The 16299-nt window shown below is 62.8% G+C and carries 14 protein-coding genes; 7 read left to right on the forward strand and 7 right to left on the reverse strand.

Going from position 1 to position 16299, the window contains the following annotated elements:
• Together HMPREF2896_RS05905 and HMPREF2896_RS05910 are read left to right on the forward strand one after the other, a co-directional pair.
• The coding region (locus HMPREF2896_RS05905; protein ID WP_141754765.1) for a biotin/lipoyl-containing protein at window positions 1-331 on the forward strand (331 nt) is incomplete at its 5' end.
• Between the two features lie 11 nt (window positions 332-342).
• A complete protein-coding gene (locus HMPREF2896_RS05910; protein ID WP_070644368.1) occupies window positions 343-900 on the forward strand; it encodes a GNAT family N-acetyltransferase in 558 nt (185 codons plus the stop codon).
• A 502-nt stretch (window positions 901-1402) separates the two neighbouring features.
• On the opposite strand, the gene HMPREF2896_RS05915 is transcribed toward HMPREF2896_RS05910, so the two are convergent.
• The 4 genes from HMPREF2896_RS05915 to prpD form a co-directional block, all read right to left on the reverse strand.
• A complete protein-coding gene (locus HMPREF2896_RS05915; protein WP_070718440.1) occupies window positions 1403-4834 on the reverse strand; it encodes a pyruvate carboxylase in 3432 nt (1143 codons plus the stop codon).
• Window positions 4835-5021: 187 nt separating this feature from the next.
• Complete coding sequence (locus HMPREF2896_RS05920; RefSeq protein ID WP_070446391.1) at window positions 5022-6170, reverse strand: bifunctional 2-methylcitrate synthase/citrate synthase; 1149 nt, start codon at window positions 6168-6170, stop codon at window positions 5022-5024.
• 50 nt (window positions 6171-6220) lie between these two features.
• Complete coding sequence (gene prpB / locus HMPREF2896_RS05925; RefSeq protein ID WP_070521380.1) at window positions 6221-7153, reverse strand: methylisocitrate lyase; 933 nt, start codon at window positions 7151-7153, stop codon at window positions 6221-6223.
• A complete protein-coding gene (gene prpD, locus HMPREF2896_RS05930) occupies window positions 7154-8665 on the reverse strand; it encodes a 2-methylcitrate dehydratase PrpD (RefSeq protein ID WP_070718443.1) in 1512 nt (503 codons plus the stop codon).
• 168 nt (window positions 8666-8833) lie between these two features.
• Here prpD and HMPREF2896_RS05935 point away from each other — a divergent pair, with 168 nt between their 5' ends.
• Both HMPREF2896_RS05935 and HMPREF2896_RS12645 read left to right on the forward strand, forming a co-directional pair.
• Window positions 8834-10141, forward strand: a complete 1308-nt coding sequence (locus tag HMPREF2896_RS05935; protein WP_070521386.1) for a short-chain fatty acyl-CoA regulator family protein — start codon at window positions 8834-8836, stop codon at window positions 10139-10141.
• Between the two features lie 136 nt (window positions 10142-10277).
• Complete coding sequence (locus tag HMPREF2896_RS12645; RefSeq protein ID WP_236659433.1) at window positions 10278-10355, forward strand: Ltp family lipoprotein; 78 nt, start codon at window positions 10278-10280, stop codon at window positions 10353-10355.
• A gap of 48 nt (window positions 10356-10403) precedes the next feature.
• Here the strand turns inward: HMPREF2896_RS12645 and HMPREF2896_RS05940 are convergent, their stop codons facing one another.
• The 3 genes from HMPREF2896_RS05940 to upp form a co-directional block, all read right to left on the reverse strand.
• Window positions 10404-11828 (reverse strand): NAD(P)H-quinone dehydrogenase, encoded by a 1425-nt coding sequence (locus tag HMPREF2896_RS05940; protein ID WP_070446399.1) that lies wholly within the window; start codon window positions 11826-11828, stop codon window positions 10404-10406.
• 72 nt (window positions 11829-11900) lie between these two features.
• A complete protein-coding gene (locus HMPREF2896_RS05945) occupies window positions 11901-13082 on the reverse strand; it encodes a M20 family metallopeptidase (RefSeq protein ID WP_070446401.1) in 1182 nt (393 codons plus the stop codon).
• Window positions 13083-13200: 118 nt separating this feature from the next.
• On the reverse strand, window positions 13201-13836 hold the full coding sequence (gene upp / locus HMPREF2896_RS05950; RefSeq protein WP_010189385.1) for a uracil phosphoribosyltransferase: 636 nt from the start codon (window positions 13834-13836) through the stop codon (window positions 13201-13203).
• Between the two features lie 61 nt (window positions 13837-13897).
• On the opposite strand from upp, the gene HMPREF2896_RS05955 reads away from it, so the two are divergent.
• The 3 genes from HMPREF2896_RS05955 to HMPREF2896_RS05965 are packed head-to-tail and all read left to right on the forward strand — an operon-like array spanning window position 13898 to window position 16298.
• Window positions 13898-14182 (forward strand): hypothetical protein, encoded by a 285-nt coding sequence (locus HMPREF2896_RS05955; protein ID WP_070521391.1) that lies wholly within the window; start codon window positions 13898-13900, stop codon window positions 14180-14182.
• A complete protein-coding gene (locus HMPREF2896_RS05960) occupies window positions 14182-15048 on the forward strand; it encodes a C40 family peptidase (protein ID WP_070446404.1) in 867 nt (288 codons plus the stop codon). The genes HMPREF2896_RS05955 and HMPREF2896_RS05960 overlap by 1 nt, the downstream gene beginning before the upstream one ends.
• Window positions 15049-15059: 11 nt before the next feature.
• Window positions 15060-16298, forward strand: coding sequence for a hypothetical protein (locus tag HMPREF2896_RS05965; protein WP_070446405.1), 1239 nt, complete (start codon window positions 15060-15062; stop codon window positions 16296-16298).
• Window position 16299 lies beyond the last annotated feature (1 nt).

Consider the following 16299-nt stretch of genomic DNA (forward strand, 5'->3'; position numbering starts at 1 on the left):
CGAGGTGGGCGGCCGCCGTATCGAGGTGGCCCTGCCGGGCAACCTCCTCTTGGGCGGTGGCAACAAGCGCAAGAAGTCGAAGAAGCGTCGTGGCAAGGGGGCGTCGGCAAACGTGTCCGGTGACACCGTGACCGCGCCGATGCAGGGCAGCGTCATCAAGGTCGCCGTCGAGGAGGGCCAGGAAGTGGAAGAGGGCGAGGTCGTCGTGATCCTCGAAGCCATGAAGATGGAGAACCCTGTCAAGGCCCACAAATCCGGCACCGTGACCGACCTCAAGGTATCCACCGGCACGCAGATCAATAAGGGCGAGCCGATTCTGGAGATCAAGTAGCCTCGGAAGGCATGAGCGTTAACGATTCTGAGTTCGGTGTACGGTTGGCCAAGGAGCACGACCGTACCTACCTCTCCCGCCTTCTTTTCCTCGCCGATGTCCTCGGTGACGAGGACGCCCATATCGGGGACTTCCACACGCCTGACGTGGGGCTGTACGTCGATGAATGGTCGCCCCATGTCGACGGCGGCGTCATCGCCGTCTCCAGCCACCGCGTGCCCGTTGGTGGCGCGTGGCTGCGCTACTACACCACTGAAGCGAAGGGTGCTGCTTACACCGGCAATCCAGAGGCCGATCCTTTTGATGAGTCCCAGTGGGCCACCGACCTGGATCCGGAGGAGATTCCCGAGCTCTTCCTTGCGGTGGAGTCCCGCTACAGGGGCTTGGGCGCTGGGCGACGCCTCCTGCGCAACACCTGCGACCTCGCCGAGGCACAGGAGGCGCCCGCGGTATCGCTGTGGATTGAGCCGGAGAACACCGGCGCCCGCAAGCTGTATGAATCCGAGGGCTTCGTCGACATCGACGTCCCGGGCCGCCCGGATGCCCACGTGATGCTCAAGCGCTTCTAGCAGCACAAGTCCGCAAAAGGGTGTCGACTATACTCGACGCTTTCTCGATTTCCCCTAGAAGTGTCGACTATACTCGACACCTTTCGCGGCGCGCCTACGGCAGCGCGAAGAGCGACGTTGCTCACCCACCGCGGATCCAAGTCGGGCCACAACGACGGTTTCCGTATAACACTGCACGTATCTTCGCGAAAACGCGACTAGCTTCTTCGCTCCCCTCGCAACGCGCAACGTCTACGTGCCTCCATCGACATGCGGGAGGCATCTGGCAAAAGGCGTCTGATAAAAGGCATCAGTCAAAAGGCGTTTTCACGCCTGAAAACGCCTTTTACTCAGTGCAGATGGCGTTTTTGGACCCAAAGATGACTTCTGCCAGATGCCTTTTGCGAGGCGCCCTCCTGACTTAGGTCAATGTAGTGAGGAAGAATCCCATCCCACCGCCAAAACCACCAGGGAGCAGCGCCAAGAATGACGCTGCTCACCCATCCATGACCTAAGTCGGCCTTTAGTTGATGACCGCGATGAGGTCGCCGCCCTCAACCTTGGTGGCGGCGCCAATGGCGACGCGCTCGATGGTGCCATCCTTGGTGGCGGAGATGGAGGCTTCCATCTTCATGGCCTCGATGACGGCGATCTGGTCGCCGGCCTTGACCTCGTCACCCGGCTTGGCGGTCGGGTTCACCACGCCGGCAAACGGTGCGGCCACGTGGCCCTCGTTGGACGGGTCAGCCTTCTCCACGGTGGCGACAGTGGACTCCACATTGTTGTCGCGAACCTTGAGCGGGCGGATCTGGCCGTTGACGTTGAGTACGACGTTGCGGATGCCCTTCTCGTCCGGCTCACCCATAGCATCAAGACGCAAGGTGATGGGCTTGAGGTCTGCGCGGTCGTTGGAGCCCTCCGGGAAGTGGTGGACAATGTAGTCCTTACCTTCTTCCAGTCCGTAGAAGAAGACGGTATCCGTCAGCGCCTCGGTATTGCCGTAGGTGCGGCGGAACTCGTTGAACTCCTCGAACTGCTTCGGGAAGAGCAAGCGGTTGAGGGAGGCACGGCGCTCGGTGGAATCATCCGAACTCAGGTGCTTCTTCTCCTCTTCGGGGACGGGCTTGACGGCGACGTCGCCAGGCGCGCGGCCTTCCAGGACCTTGTCGCGCAGCGGCGGCCAGCCACCCGGAGGCGTACCAAGCTCACCGCGTAGGAAGGCGATGACGGAATCCGGGATGTCGTACTTGGTGGGGTTGGCCTCGAAGTCAGCCGGGTCCACACCAGCACCCACGAGGTGCAGAGCGAGGTCACCGACCACCTTGGAGGACGGAGTCACCTTGGTCGGGCGGCCGAGCATCTCGTTCACCGCAGCGTAGGTGTCCTCGATAACCTCGAAGCGGTCCTCCAAGCCCAGCGCGGTAGCCTGCGCGCGCAGGTTGGACAGCTGGCCGCCCGGAATCTCGTGGCGGTACACACGGCCGGTCGGGCCAGGAATGCCCTTCTCGAACGGCTGGTAGAGCTGGCGCACTGCCTCCCAGTAGGGCTCCAGGTCGGAGACTGCTTTGAGGGAGATACCGGTGTCACGCGAAGAGTTGGAGAACGCCGCGATGATGGCTGACAGCGATGGCTGGGAGGTGGTTCCCGCCAGCGGTGCGGAGGCACCGTCGACGATGTCCGCGCCAGAGAGGGCCGCCGCGTAGTAGGTAGCCAGCTGGCCACCAGCGGTATCGTGCGTGTGCACGTGAACCGGCAGATCAAACTCCTTGCGCAGAGCCATGACCAGCTTGGATGCGGACTCCGGACGCAGCAGACCCGCCATGTCCTTAATGGCCAAGACGTGGGCGCCAGTGTTGACGATTTCCTCGGCCAGCTTGAGGTAGTAATCCAGCGTGTAGAGCTTCTCATCCGGGGAGCACATGTCGCCGGAGTAGGCCATGGCAACCTCGGCCACGGTGGTGTTGGTCTCTAGGACGGCATCGATAGCCGGGCGCATCTGGGTGACGTCGTTTAGCGCGTCAAAGATGCGGAAGACATCCACGCCGGACTTAGCAGCCTCCTGCACGAAGCCGGTGCACACGTCGTTGGAGTACGGCGAGTAACCCACGGTGTTGCGGCCGCGCAGCAGCATCTGGATGTTTTGGTTCGGCATGGCCTCACGCAGCAGATCCAGGCGCACCCACGGGTCCTCCTTGAGGAAGCGCATAGCCACGTCGTAGGTGGCACCGCCCCACGCCTCTACGGAGTACAGCTCCGGGGTCATGCGGGCAACGGCTTCAGCAGCCGTGACCAGAGCGGTACCGCGCACGCGGGTGGCCAGTAGGGACTGGTGAGCATCGCGGAAGGTGGTATCGGTGACCGCCAGGGCGTCCTGCTTACGGATCTTTTCAGCCCACTTCTTCGGGCCCAGCTCCAGCAAGTCGTCACGGGAACCGCGCGGCAGCTCGGAGTTAAAGTCCAGATCCGGCAGCTTATCGAAGGGGCGCAGGGTGGTCGGGCGCTCACCGTTCGGCTTGTTGACGGTCACGTCAGCGATGTAGTCGATGATGCGGCCAGATTCGTCCACAGCCGGCGGGGCCTTCAGCAGGTCCGGGTGCTCCGGAATGAAGCTGGTGTCCACGCGAGTGTTAACGAAGTCCGGCTCGCGCAGCAGAGCACGCAGGAAGCCGATGTTGGTGGCCACGCCGGCCACGGTGAACTCATTGAGCGCGCGCTGCGCACGGGCCACGGCTTGCTCGAAAGTGACACCGCGGCAGGTCATCTTCACCAGCAGCGAGTCGAAGTTCGGGGAGATCTCCGCACCGACGGCCGTTGCACCGTCGAGACGCACGCCCGCGCCGCCCGGCGAGCGGTACTGGGTCAGCGTGCCGGTATCCGGGCGGAAGCCGTTGGAGGGGTCCTCGGTGGTGATACGGCATTGCAGGGCCGCGCCGGTGATGTGGATATCCTCCTGCTTGAGGCCCAGCTCCTCCAGGGAGAGGCCCGCGGCAATCTGCATCTGGGACTTCACGATGTCCACGCCCGTGACCTCCTCGGTCACGGTGTGCTCGACCTGCACGCGCGGGTTCATCTCGATGAAGACGTGGTTGCCCTTCTCATCAACAAGGAACTCGACGGTACCAGCGCCCTCGTAATTGATGTGCTCGCAGAACTTCACGGCGTCCGCACAGATGCGATCTCGCAGTTCCGGGTCCAGCGTCGGCGCCGGGGCGATCTCCACGACCTTCTGGTGACGGCGCTGCACGGAGCAGTCGCGCTCGTACAGGTGCATGACGTTGCCCTGGGAGTCAGCCAGAATCTGCACCTCAATGTGCTGCGGGCGAATGACCGCGGTCTCGAGGTACACATTGCCATCGCCGAAGGCGGCCTCCGCCTCGCGGGAGGCCTCAGCGCACTTGGTCTTCAGCTCCGCCTCGTTCTCAATGAAACGCATGCCGCGGCCACCGCCGCCGGCCACTGCCTTCACGAAGACAGGGAACTCAAAGTCCTTGGCGTATTCCGCCAGCTTGTCGACGTCCGTCGAGGGCTTCGAGTCCTTCAACGTAGGCAGCCCTGCTTCCTCAGCTGCAGCCACAGCGGCGGCCTTATCGCCGGTCAGGTCGAGGGTCTCAGCCGTGGGGCCGATGAACTTGATGCCGTTGTCACGGCAGGCGCGAGCCAAATCTGCACGCTCTGAAAGGAAGCCATACCCCGGGTAAATGGCATCCGCACCGGACTTCTTGGCGGCGCGAATAACCTCATCGATATCGAGATAAGCCTTGACCGGCTGACCCTCGGTACCGATACGCACGGCTTCATCCGCGAAGGCGCGGTGGAAGGAGTTGCGGTCTTCTTTGGGATAAATTGCAACGGTCTTGGAACCGACCTCAAAGGCGGCGCGGAAGGCACGCACGGCAATCTCACCGCGGTTGGCCACCAAGATCTTGGAGAAGGACTTGTGGGCGGTATCAGACACTAGGAGTGATCCTTTCAGATAGGAACAATACGAAGACAAGGATAGTGTCCGAGGCGACAACGCGGGCGAGAATCGGCTCATATGTCAACAGGAATCCACACGCTGCACATAGTCGGACAAAGAAGAAAACCAGCCCACGAGAAGAAAGTTTCGTGCGCTGGTTTTACGCTGACTAGGTCCGCTTCTCTTAGATCTGCTTCGGAGGAACGGAGCGCTGCTCCTTGCCGTTGTAAGCAGACAGCGGGCGAATGAGGGAGTTGTTCTCGTTCTGCTCCACGATGTGTGCGGTCCAGCCAGTGATGCGGGCCATCACGAAGATCGGGGTGAAGAACTCGATGTCGAAGCCCAAGATGTGGTACGCGGGGCCAGCCGGGAAGTCCAGGTTCGGCTGGATCTTGATGGAGGTGTTCTCGTACATGGTCTTAGCCATCTTCTCGTACATCTCCACCCACTGCTCCTGGCCGTGATCCTTGGCCAGCTCGCGGAAGGCAGCCTCCATGGTCGGAACACGGGAGTCACCGTTCTTGTACACGCGGTGACCGAAGCCCATGACGAGCTCCTTGTTCTTGAGCTTGTTGAGCGTCCACTCCTCTGCCTTGGCCGGGTCACCGACCTCCAGGAAGTTCTTCATCACGGCCTCGTTAGCACCACCGTGTAGCGGGCCCTTGAGGGCGCCGATGGCGGCGGTAACAGCGGAGTAGGTATCGGACATCGTGGAGGTCACCACGCGGGCAGCGAAGGTGGAAGCGTTGAAGGAGTGCTCCGCGTAGAGGATGAGGGACTTATCAAAGGCCTCGATATCGGAGCGCGAGAGGGCTGGGGAGCCTTCCTCCTCACCGAAGACCATCCACAGGAAGTTCTCCGCAAAGCCCTTCTTACGGGAAGGCTCGAGGTATCCCTCGCCACGGCGGCGACGGATGTCGAGTGCGACGATGGTCGGCAGCTTCGCCATGAGCTCCAGCGCAGTGCGGCGGATGTGCTCGGAGTCCTTGGTGTACTCCTCCGGGTCTTGGGAGCCGATGAAGGAGACTGCGGTACGCAGCACGTCCATCGGGTGGCAGGACTTCGGCATGGAGGTGATCAGGTCGATGAGGTGGCGGTCCAGGTGACGCAGTGCCTTCTCACGGGCGGAGAAGCGGACCAGCTCATCCTGGGTCGGCAGCTCGCCATTCCACAGCAGGTAGGCAACCTCCTCGAAGGAGCAGTAGCGGGCCAGCTCCTGCACCGGGTAGCCACGGTAGGTCAGGGAGTTGGTCTCCGGGACAACCTTGGACACGGCGGTCTCGTCGACGACAACGCCGTACAGGCCCTTGCGGATCTCTGGGGTTTCAGACATGGTGTTTCTCCTTAAGTGGGGGGCCTAGCGTGTGGGCTAGGCCGGGGGGATTAGTCAAAGGTGGGCTTGTAGCTGTCCTTGGAGTACGTGAACACGCTCTGGTCGAAGGCGTTGTACTCGTCGTAGCGCACCAGCTCGTAGAGGCGGGAGCGGTGCTGCATGCGCTCGAGCCACTCCTCGGATTGCAGTCCGGTCTCCTGCATGTCGCGGAGGAATTCTTCGGTAGCACCCATGGCCACGCGCAGGGTGGACACCGGCCAGATGACGGCGTTGTAGCCCAAGTCCTCAATGCGCTTAGCCGACAGCAGCTCGGTCTTGCCGAACTCCGTCATGTTGGCCAGCAGCGGGGTGTCCACGGCGGCGCGGAACTTTTCGAAGTCCTCCGGCGAGTAGAGGGCCTCGGTGAAAATGAGGTCCGCGCCGGCATCGGCGTAGGCCTTGGCGCGCTCGATGGCCTCATCGATGCCGTGGATGCCGGCGGCATCGGTGCGGGCACAGATGATGAAGTTCTCATCGCGGCGCTCATTGACGGCGGCGGTAATGCGGCGAACCATGAGATCCGTCGGCACGACTTCCTTACCATCGAGGTGACCGCAGCGCTTCGGGTTGACCTGGTCCTCCAGGTGGCAGCCGGCCAGGCCAGCGTCCTCCAGCGCGGCAACCGTGCGGGCGGCGGACATGGGTTCGCCGAAGCCGGTGTCGGCGTCGACAAGCACAGGCAAGTCCGTGGCACGGGCAATGTGCCCGGCGCGCTGCGCTACCTCGGTGAGCGTGGTCAGGCCGATGTCCGGCAGGCCCAGGTCATTGGCCAGCACCGCGCCGGAGACGTAGACGCCGCCGAAGCCACCGAGATCCTGGATAAGGCGCGCGGTGAGCGGGTTGAAGGCGCCCGGCAGCGTGGTGATTTCCGGTGCATTCAGCGCCTCGCGAAAGCTCTTGCGCTTGTCTGCGTTGCTGATAGTGGAGCCAAATAGGCCAGCCATTTAGAACAGTCCCTTCGGGGTCTCGGGTGCGGTGGCGATGGCCTCGTCGGTGAGGCGAACATTGAGTTCGTTCAGGTCGGTGAGGTTCTCCAGGTTCTGCGCGGCAGCGAGGAAACGCTCCTGCTCCTCCTCCGAGACCTTGCCAGCGGCCAGCTTCTTGAACTTGTTGATGTACTCCTCGCGGCCGAAGGGGCGGGCGCCGAGCGGGTGGGCGTCGGCTACCGCGCGCTCATCCTCAATGACAGTGCCGTCCTTGAAGGTGATGACGGCCTTGCCGCCGAAAGCCTTCTCATCCAGGTCGTTGGAGTGGTAGCGGCGGGTCCACTCTGGATCCTCAACGGTGGAAATCTTGTGCCACAGGTCGATGGTGTCCTGACGGTGCTTGCGCTCGTCGGAGTAGGAGGTCTCGTAGTCCCACTCGCCGTCCTGCAGGGCCACGGCGAAGATGTACATGATGGAGTGATCCAGGGTCTCGCGGGAGGCGTTCGGATCCATCTTCTGCGGGTCGTTAGCGCCGGTGCCGATGACGTAGTGGGTGTGGTGCGAGGTGTGCAGGACGATGGACTCGATGTCCTCCGTCTTCAGGCCCTTCTCCGCGAGGGTCTTCTTGAGGGCAAAGGCCATGTCGATCGGGGCCTGTGCCTGGTACTCCGCGGAGTGCTCCTTGGTGTAGGTGTCCAGGATGGCGCGCTTTTCTTCACCCTCCGCCGGAAGGGGGACGGTGTAGGTGCGCTCCGGGGAGTGGAGCATCCAGGCGATGAAGCCGTCCTCACCTTCCCAGATGGGGGCCGGCGCGCCCTCGCCGCGCATGGAGCGATCCACTGCCTCGATGCCCATCTTGCCCGCGAAGGCTGGGGCGTAGGCCTTCCAGGAGGAAATCAGGCCCTTGCGGGACTGGCGGGTGGCGGTAGTGGTGTGCAGTGCCTGGCCGATGGCCTGGTAAATGGTGTCCACGTCGAGGTTCAACATGGTGCCGATGCCCGCGGCGACGGACGGGCCAAGGTGTGCCACGTGGTCAATCTTCCACTCGTGGAGGCAGATGCCCTTGACCAGGTTGACCTGGATTTCGTAGCCGGTGGCCAGGCCGCGGATGAGGTCCTTGCCGGTCAGCCCCTTGTGCTGTGCCACGGCCAGAATCGGCGGGATGTTATCGCCTGGGTGGGAGTAGTCGGCAGCAAGGAAGGTGTCGTGGTAGTCCAGCTCGCGCACGGCGGTGCCGTTGGCCAGCGCAGCCCATTCGGCGGAGTAGTTACCGTCCACGCCGAAGATGGTGGCGCCGCCTTCCTGCACCGGGTGGGCCTGTGCAATGACGCGGGCGGAGGCAACCGGGCGGCGCGTTGCGGAAGCGACGGCCACGGAGGCGTTATCGATGATGCGGTTGATGATCATCTCGGTGGTCTCGGCCGGAACCTCGACGGGATCGGCAGCTACCTTGGCAACCTTGTAGGCCAAGTGCTCTTCAATAGGAAAGTCCTCGGCGGACTTGTGGGTACGTACTTCGTGGTTAATCAACGGGATTCCCTCCTAGACCAGAACAACGATTGCGATAGGCATCACACTAACCCCACCCCGTGTGACCTGCCACATGTGTAAACTGTGACTATCTGTTGCAGGGATTTGCGTTAATTGCAAAACTTGTGGAATCCCCAGCTAGCGCAATCTTTTAGGAGGAAGCAGACGGTGACCAAGCACTACGCGGGGGCGAGAATCCACGCACTACGCAAGGAACGCAAACTCACACAAGCCGCCATGGCGAAGCAGCTGGGGCTATCCACCAGCTACCTCAACCAGCTGGAAAATGACCAGCGCCCCCTCACCGTCACCGTCCTCCTGCAGCTGACCCAACGCTTCGGCGTTGACGCCACGTACTTTGCAGGGGACCGCGATCTGCGCGCTCTCGCCGAGCTGCGCCAGCTCTTCCCCGAAGCCACCGAAGCCACCCTTACTGACTTAAGCGGGCGCTTCCCCGAACTTTTACCCCGGCTTGTCGACGCCGCCGCACACACCCCCGCCGAACCCGGCCCTTTCGAAGCGGTCCGTGACTTCTTCTACGACGCCCACAACTACGTCCATAGCCTCGACATAGCCGCCGAGGAGCTCTCCGATTCGCTCGGAGACCGAGTCCTGCGCCGCGGGCGCTTAGCTTCCGTCTTGCAGGATGAATTCGGTGTCACGACGCGATTCTCCTCCTCGTCCCCGCGCCGCCGCACCTTCCACGACCGCGAGTTGCACCTGCGCGCGGGCCTTACGGAATCCCAACTCGTCTTCGAAATGGCGCTCCAGTACTGCCTGCTGGCCTACCCGGAGCATTGCGCGGAACTCGTCGCCGAATTGCCGGGCGAGGAAGCACAGACTATTGGCACGCTGGGCCTCGCGCAGTATTTTGCCGCCGCCGTGACCATGCCTTATACCCAGTTCCTCGCCACTGCGGAGGAAACGCGCTATGACATCGACGTCATCGCGACGGCCTTTGGCACTGGTTTCGAGACCACCGCGCAGCGCTTGTCGACGTTACAGCGACCCGGCCACCAAGGCGTTCCCTTCTCCTTCATCCGCACCGACCGCGCAGGAAATATTTCCAAGCGCCAGTCCTCCACCGCTTTCCACTTCGCCCGCAGCGGCGGCTCCTGCCCGTTGTGGGTCGTGCACCGCGCTTTTGAAACGCCCAACCGCATCACGAGGCAGGTGGCCTCGATGCCCGATGACCACACCTACTTGTGGATTGCGCGCTTCGTCCAAGGCCAGGCCCAGGCCTGGGGCACGCCGCGCAAAGAATTCGTCGTGGGCTTAGGCTGCGATATCGCACAGGCGGATCGCGTGGTCTACGCGGATGCGCTCAACCTCTCCCCTTCTGAGGCGACTCCCATCGGCCCCGGCTGCGCCGCCTGCCCACGTCCAGCGTGCCCGCAGCGTGCCTTCCCACAGGTGGGGCGGCCCGTCAGCCTCGACCTCAATGCCACGCCGGTTTCGGCTTATGCCACCTCATAGTTCTTTCATTTTCGCCTAGGCTTTCGAATTTCCTACTGCGATGTCCGGTGGGCTTGCCAAGATAGGAGCTGTTCGGCACCCCGCCGAGCTCTCTTCCCTCACCTACGCAGGAGGTTCTCTCTCATGTCCACCCCTTATGCAGCTCACCAGCGAATACGGCGAGCAGTTCACCATGGAAGAAGCCCAGCATGCGGTGAGCACACTGGGCTTATAAGAGCGGGCCGTAGATAAATCAGACCCGGGTCTGATTTACGCGAGGTCTTTACTCAAGGTCATCGTGAGCAACGAGGCGGCGGGCCGCCTCCGTGATGGTGCCGGACAGGGACGGGTAGACCGCCAGGGAATCCGCTAGCTGGTTCACGGTGAGCTGGTTGGTCACGGCGACCGCGATGGGCAGAATGAGCTCGGAGGCGGTCGGAGCAACAATCACGCCACCGATGACGCGGCCGGAGGTCGCACGGCAGAAGAGCTTGACAAAGCCGTGCTGCAGCGAGCGCATCTTGGCGCGCGGGTTGGTATTCAACGGCATCGTGATGGTGCGGGCGGCAACCTCACCGGCCTCAATCTCCGCCTGGGTAAAGCCCACAGCAGCAATTTCTGGGCGGGTAAACACGGCGGTTGCTACGGTCTTCAGGCGCAGCGGGGACACGCCCTCACCCAGGGAGTGGTACATAGCGATACGGCCCTGCATCGCGGCAACGGAAGCCAGCGGGAACAGGTCGGAGCAGTCGCCGGCGGCATAGATGCCAGCGACATTGGTGCGGGAAACGCGGTCAACCTCGATGTGACCGGACTTCGTGGTAGCCACACCAACGTGCTCCAAGCCGAGGTTCTTGGTATTCGGGATGGAACCGATGGACATGATGACGTGGGAGCCGTGAATCTCACGGCCATCCTGGGTCTTGACCACGACGTTGCCGTCTTCTGTACGGGAGACCGTCTCCACGCGGCAGTTCTTCTCCAGCTCCACGCCGCGCTCAGCCAGGACGGTCTCGAGGACGTCGGCAGCGTCGGCGTCGTCGTGCGGCAGAATGCGGTCGCGGGAAGCCACCATGGTCACGCGCACGCCCATCTCGGCGAAGGCGGAAACGAACTCAGCACCGGTCACGCCGGAGCCGACGACGATGAGGTGCTCCGGCTCCTCCTTGAGGTCATAGACCTGCTGCCAGGTGAGGATGCGCTCGCCGTCCGGCTGCGCGCCCGGCAGAATGCGCGGGGTGGCACCGGTAGCAACGAGGACGAGGTCCGCGTCGAGGGTCTCAGTGGTGCCATCCTTATGGGTGACATCAACCTTGTGCGCTGCCCCCTTCACGCCATGCTGATCCTCAGAAAAGGCAGCGCGCCCATCAATGACCTTGACGCCGATCTTCTCTAGGCCCGCACGGACGTCACGGGACTGGTTAGCAGCCAGCGCCTGAACACGGCCGTTGAGGGCCTCCAGGCTCAGCTGCAAGGAGCTGAGCTGGTGGTTCAGGCCCATGTCATCGGCGCGGCGGAAGTCGGTGCGAATGTTGGCGCCAGCGATGAAGGACTTTGAGGGCACGCAGTCCAAGAGAACGGAGGAGCCACCGGGGCCCTGTTCCTCAATCAACGTAATGTGCGCGCCGTACTTGGCGCCGGCGGTCGCAGCCTCGTAGCCTGCGGGGCCACCGCCGATGATTACGATGCGGGGGGCTTCCTGTGACACTGTCGCTCCTTTTTTAAAATTCTGCCTATAAGAACTCTGGGAAATCCTTGTCACAGTGTAGTGCTTAGGCGCTTAATCCTCCACGTTGGCAAACTGCTCCGCCACGGAGCCGAAGAGTTTGACGCCCACGCCGATGGCTCGCTCATCGGGGGCCAAATCACCCATATGCAGATCATGCTGCTCGCCTTCACCGGACCAGCAGCCAAGGCGAGCCATGGAGCCGGGCACCTTTTCTAGGTACCACGAGAAATCCTCGCCGCCGGAAGACTGCGGCGCCTGAACCACAGCCTGCGGGTCAATGGCCTGGGCAGCGCTGGCAAGGAGGGCGGTAGAGACGTCGTCATTAAGCACGGGCGGAACCCCACGGTGGTAGACCAGCTCATGCTCCACACCCAGGGGCGCTAGCACCTGTTCCACCAACTCGGAGAAGAGCGTTTGCATATCCCGCCAGATTCCGATGTCTGCCGTGCGCATAGTGCCAGACACAGAGCCGGTCTCAGGGATCGCGTTCGGGGCATAGCCGGAATTCACCTGGCCGAAGACCAAGACGGTGCCGGTGCGCGGATCGACGCGGCGTGAGAGCAAACCTGGCAGGTCCGTCAGCAGCTTGCCCAGCGCATAGACGACGTCCGCCGACAAGTGCGGGCGCGAGGTATGCCCGCCGGGGCCGGAGACGTTGATTTCCACAACATCGGTCGCGGAGGTGATCGCCCCAGCGCGAACGCCGATACGCCCGACGCGCAGCTTTGGTTCGACGTGCACGGCAAAGATGGAGTTCACGCCTTCGAGTGCACCCCACTCGATGACATCGGTGGCGCCGCCTACCCAGACTTCTTCGGCGGGCTGGAAGATGACACGAACACCGAAATCTAGCGGATGCTCGCGATTAAGGTCCGCCAGGGCGCAGGCCGTGGCCAGCGCAATGGTGGTGTGTATGTCATGCCCACACGCGTGCATGACGCCGGGGACCTCGGAGGTGTACTCGAGGCCGGTAACCTCGGTGACGGGGAGCGCATCAATATCGGCACGGAAGGCAAGGCGTCCGAGTTCCGTATCGGGGCCGATGTCCACCATGAGGCCGGTCTCGGGGAAAAGATGCGGCTCCAAGCCGTACTCGCGCAGGGTGCGGGACAGGAAGCGGGTGGTTTCCACCTCGTTATTGGAAGTCTCCGGGTGGCGGTGAATATGGCGGCGCCACGCGATGACCTCCGCGCGGTGGTTGCTGAACCACTCACTGACGTAGTCCGAGATCACTGCTTCCTCCTCCGTGGTTTCCTCTTGGGAAGAGTCTACAACTAGACCATGCGGTTCAGTTAGCCGGGCAGGTCACACGCTAGATATACTGAGCGGTCTGCCCTGACCGACGGTTTCGCTACAGGTCGATATTACGGGGGCCGTAGAGGCGATCGCCGGCGTCACCCAGCCCCGGCACGATATAAGCGTCCTCGTTGAGGGCCGGATCAATCGCTGCGGTGACCAAGCGAACTGGCAAGCCCGAGTTAGCCAGCGCATCAACGCCCGGCTGGGCGGAGACCATGCAAATCGCCGTGATGTCGGTAGCGCCACGGTCCGCAAGGAGCTTCAGGGAGTGCAGGAGGGAACCACCCGTGGCGAGCATCGGGTCAACCACGAAGACGCTGCGGCCGCTGAGATCCTCCGGTAGGGCCTCCAGATAAGGCACCGGCTCGTGGGTTTCCTCATCTCGCGCCATACCGATGAAGCCGACCTGGGCATCCGGAATCATGGACAGGGCCGGGTCAATCATGCCCAGACCAGCACGGATGATGGGCACGATAATCGGCGGGTTTTGCAGGCGGGTGCCCTCCGCCGTGGCGACGGGAGTGACGCAATCAAAATGCTCGACGGGCAAATCACGGGCTGCTTCATACACCAGCATGGTGCCCAGGTCTCGCAGGGCGGCACGGAAAGCGGTGTTATCGCTGCGGGCATCACGCATCAGCGTGAGCCGGGAGGCGGCGAGGGGGTGGTCTACTACGTGGATATCCATGCCCTTCACTGTATAAGAATCCGCCGGGAACCGATCAGCGGGCGGCGCAGTCTAAAAAGGCATGACTAGCTTTGACACATTCACTATTGACACCGAATACACCCGCCGGCTGGCACACGAACTGGCCACCGTCTCCCAAGCCTCCGCCACTCCCCCTCCTGCGTTACCTATAGATTCCGTTCTGGGTGGCTTCACCGGCGCATTTAACTCCGCCATGGAAAACCTCGCTGCCCGCCTTGCCCAGGTCAGGGCGGATGCCGGAGCTGTGGCGGACTCCAGCTTCCGCATGGCCCGCGAGGCCGAGGACGCTGACGGTGCTCTTGCTAGCGCCTGTGGAGGTCTGTGATGTTGGAGTCAGCACTCGCTCACATCGCCCGGATGCAGCCGGCACAGCTTCCCGATGTCTCCCTGCCCACTGTGCCCGATCTCACTGCTGCCGGGCCCTTAGCGGAGATAGCGCACGGAGATCCGCGGGCGCTTTTCGCCACCGCACGCCAGGCCACCGAGGACCTTTCCACGGCGCGCTCTGCGCTAGATTCCGCGCGCGGGCTCATCTCGGCGGCCGTCAGGGACCTCATCGGGCTGGGATTCGAGCTGCTCCAGCGCGGACTGCCTTTAGCCTTGGGCTTGCTCATCCCCAACCCAGCCACACAGGCCGCAGCCCGCTCGGCTTTGCAGGCCTTGGCAATGGAGTACGTCGGCAAGGCGATGCTGCGCGTAAAGCAGCTGGCCGGGGAGCTCCTTCAGGCGGCCGCGCCCCTCGTGCCCATTGCACAACGCGCGGTGCGCCCTTCAGTGCGCGGTCCGCAGGAGGAAGGCGGAGCACGCCACGCGCTGACCACGTCCTCGTCCTCTGATAGCAAAGGAAGCGCGCAAGGCCAGGCCGCGGTGCAAGCCGCACTCTCCCAGCTGGGCACACCCTATGGATGGGGCGGCACCGGCAACGGCAGCTTCGATTGCTCGGGGCTAACCCAATGGGCTTGGCGCCAGGCTGGGGTGGAACTGCCGCGCACCGCTGAAAGCCAGACCGTGGGCCGCCAGGTGAGCGCGGATGAGCTGCAGCCCGGCGACCTCGTTGTGTGGGATGGGCATGTGGCCATGTACTCCGGTGACGGGCAGATGGTGGAGGCCGGCAGCCCCGTGCAAACCAATCCACTGCGCACCAACAACATGGGGATGGCTTTCAAAGGCTTCTGGAGGCCCACAGGGTAGACTATTTGCCCATGAACACCCGCGCTATTGTCCCCATCAAGCTCTCCCTTTCTGAGGGCGATTTTTATACCCTATGGGCGCCAAAGTGGCGCCAGAACGGTTCCGAGTGGCAGGCCTTTCTCGGTGACGACGAATCCGTCCTGCTCTTTAACACCGAAGCCGAGATGCTCTGCTTCCTCGAATCCGGCACGAAGCACGACTTGCTCGACCACCCGAAGTGGGAAGCCTTTAATTCCCAAGCGGCGGACCGTGTCGTGCCAGAAAAGAAACGCGTCTACGACCTCATCGGCATGCCGAAGCACCTGGCCGGCCGCCCCAGCCACGAGAACGTGTCCACCGTCGCACGCTGCCTGGAGATTGCACAGGCACTAGCGGAGGTCTGCGCCGCGGAACACACCGTCATCTTCTTCGCATCGCACTCCATCCTGCGCAACCCTGCCCGCGGAGCCGATCACTACGCCGGTGAACAGGGCATGAGTGAGTGGTCCGGCGTGGGCCGCGTTATCCACAGCAACTGGCGCTCGGTCATCGAAGACCTCGACAAGGTGGTCAAGGTCGTTCCTTCCTCTGACTTCACCCAGGATGCAACCACCAACGCCGCCACCCGCATCTCCGCCGCCAGCGAAGCAGCAGAGGAAGCCCGCAAGAAGGCCGAGGAAGAGCGCAAGGCCGCCGCAGAATCCGCCGATCCTTATGACAGCTCCCCCTGGGCAGCCGCGGGCATCGACCCGGTGAAGATCACCGCCGATCAGAGGACGGTCTACACCCTGCGCACCTACCTCGACGGCAAGCCGGTTTTCTTGGGCAAGTGGGGCGAAATCTTCACCTTCCCCAGCTCCAAGGTGCTGGTGCGCTGGATCATGGAAAACGATGACCACGACCTAGCAAAGGTATCCACCTGGGAGGAAGTCGTTGCCGCAGCGAACGCTGGTGAGCTCGAGGTCACCGTTCACCCGGATAACCAGTACAGCTTCTACGGCATTGTCCGCGATATTGAAAAGGGCCCCGAATCCGTTGATACGGACCAGATGAGCCGTTGCTACGAGGTCTGCGCAGATGCCGCCGACTGGGCCGGGGATGACTCCATCAACTCCTACATGCTGCAGAACCCGCGCTTCCAGGACTACCTGGGCTACATGCTGGGTTCCACCGAGCACGCAGGCTACGTGCCCTCCAAGCCCTACACCGAGCACGCGGAGTCCTGGAAGGGCCTGGAGGAAATGCTGACGAAGCGCTTCTCCCGCTTCTAGT

The sequence above is a fragment of the Corynebacterium sp. HMSC069E04 genome, assembly GCF_001813175.1.
GTDB lineage: Bacteria > Actinomycetota > Actinomycetes > Mycobacteriales > Mycobacteriaceae > Corynebacterium > Corynebacterium aurimucosum.